Origin of the sequence: Rhodopseudomonas sp. B29, from assembly GCF_000333455.1 — a bacterium.
Lineage (GTDB): Bacteria > Pseudomonadota > Alphaproteobacteria > Rhizobiales > Xanthobacteraceae > Rhodopseudomonas.
The window spans coordinates 1-1,666 of sequence record NZ_BADD01000706.1 but is presented as its reverse complement, the minus strand read 5'-3'; the positions used below and the strand labels follow the sequence as shown (position 1 = coordinate 1,666).

At 65.8% G+C, this 1,666-nt stretch carries 2 protein-coding genes and 1 pseudogene; 2 read left to right on the top strand and 1 reads right to left on the bottom strand.

The genetic code is table 11. The features are described 5' to 3' along the window. Positions 1 to 332: 332 nt before the first annotated feature. Both I5M_RS25315 and I5M_RS33245 read left to right on the top strand, forming a co-directional pair. Positions 333 to 512, top strand: coding sequence for a hypothetical protein (locus I5M_RS25315; RefSeq protein WP_022723951.1), 180 nt, complete (start codon positions 333 to 335; stop codon positions 510 to 512). Between the two features lie 216 nt (positions 513 to 728). Further along, positions 729 to 893 carry a hypothetical protein gene (locus tag I5M_RS33245; protein WP_199900068.1) on the top strand — a complete coding sequence of 55 codons (165 nt, stop codon included), beginning with the start codon at positions 729 to 731 and terminating at the stop codon, positions 891 to 893. A gap of 10 nt (positions 894 to 903) precedes the next feature. Here the strand turns inward: I5M_RS33245 and I5M_RS25305 are convergent. Further along, positions 904 to 1,666 (bottom strand): annotated as a pseudogene (locus I5M_RS25305) (class I SAM-dependent DNA methyltransferase); the annotation flags it as partial.

Sequence of the window (1,666 nt, the reverse complement as noted above, 5' to 3'; positions counted from 1 at the left end):
ACAAGTAGCAGCCACCATCACCGTCGTTCCGGGGGGCGAGCAAAGCTCGCGAACCCGGAATCCAGACGTTATGGGGGCGCTGCGGATAACCATCTCGGGATTCCGGGTTCGCTCACTGCGTGAGCGCCCCGGAATGACGACCGGGAGGCGGAGGCTCAGAACGTCCGTTTGCCGTGCAATAGAGCCGCCCTCTGTAACCGCTCACCGCGTCGCCCGCTGCGATGCACGGCGGCCACGCTGGCAAGCGGATTATTTCGTAGCAGGTATTTAGCTGCAGACCCGAACCAAATCGGGCCAACTACGCTCGTAGAAGTCCTGATTCGGAGCCTTCCATGACTGCCCCGAGCTGCCCGCGCTGCGACCGACCGATGGAATTGACCGGCAACCGGCCTCTGGTGCAGGGCTATCAGGTCCGAGACTATCGATGCGCACAGTGCCAGACCTCCAGCCGCCAGGCCGCGCACTGGGACCACTCGCTGACCGAGCCGCACGGGCCGATCTATCACGAGTGACGCACCGGTTGCCGCAGTGCAGCGGCTTATCGATTGATTAGCCATCCTCCGCGACAGCAGCCGATTTTCGCCGCTGTATTGTCGGCGCTCATATTCGGTGAACCGATCGGCCGCGACAATCGAGGTCCTGCCTGTGCGCCGGCCCGACTGCGTCGCGCCGCCGTGCGGCGTCTCGCGCCGGTCGCCCGCACGGCCGCCGCCCACGGAGGCCTTTCGATGGACCACGACGTCGCCATGTTTTCCGCCTTCACGCTCGCCTGCGCCGCCGGCCTTGCCGCCCTGATGCTCGACTACACCCGCCGCGTCCACCGCCTCCGCACCACCGTCGCCGCCATGAGCCGGGTGGTGGAGCGGGTGGAGCAGCAGGCGAAGGGGGAGTAGGAGAGGCAGACTATGCCACACGACGTAATGCGAACGTCACGCCGTCGCGGGTGCTGACGTGGCCTAGTCGAGCCAGTGCGGCAAGTACGGCTGCGACCTTAGAGTCTGTTGTGCGCGTTCGCTTGAATTGCGCCGCCAGCGTTTTGGCGTCGATCGCTCCGGGCGTGGCCGCGAGCGCTGCGAACACCGCGGCGGTCTGCTCGACCGGACTGGTCGGAAACGCCGGTTTGTGCGGCGCCGCGCGTAGATCGAGCTGCGCAGCGACCTGGGCGCCGTCTTCGGCGACCGCCTGCTGGTCGACGCCCTTGGCGAACTTTGGGATCTGATAGTCCGGCCGCAGCCAGCGCACCAGCCCGCGCTTCTCCTCGGCCGCGCGCTCCTTGTTCAAGGCGACCAGCCGCGCCAAAATCTCGTCGTCCGACAAATCCGCCGGCCAGCCATAAGCCTGCGCCACCGCGACATCGAGTTTGTCGTGCAACTCCTTCAGGATCAGCACCAAGCCATCGTCGAAGATGCGCTGCTCGTCGTCGGTCAGCAAATTTTCACAGTCATGGCCGGGCTCGTCCCGGCCATCCACGTCTTTCTTTCGGTTGCGGACCGCGGGCGTCGATCCCCGCGACGAGCGCAAGGATGACGACCCCGCTTGCGCGGACGCGCCTGCCTTGATCCGCTCCAGCACGTTGTACAGCCCGGTCAGCGTCAAATGCGGATGCTCCGCCAACACCCGCTTTCGATGCGCGTCGAGCTCTTCGGCGATGCCGCGGATAATGTGT

What these genes read in the sequence shown, in the direction of transcription:
- I5M_RS25315 (WP_022723951.1), top strand. Translation starts at nt 333, where the DNA reads ATGACTGCCCCGAGCTGCCCGCGCTGCGACCGACCGATGGAATTGACC.
- I5M_RS33245 (WP_199900068.1), top strand. Translation starts at nt 729, where the DNA reads ATGGACCACGACGTCGCCATGTTTTCCGCCTTCACGCTCGCCTGCGCC.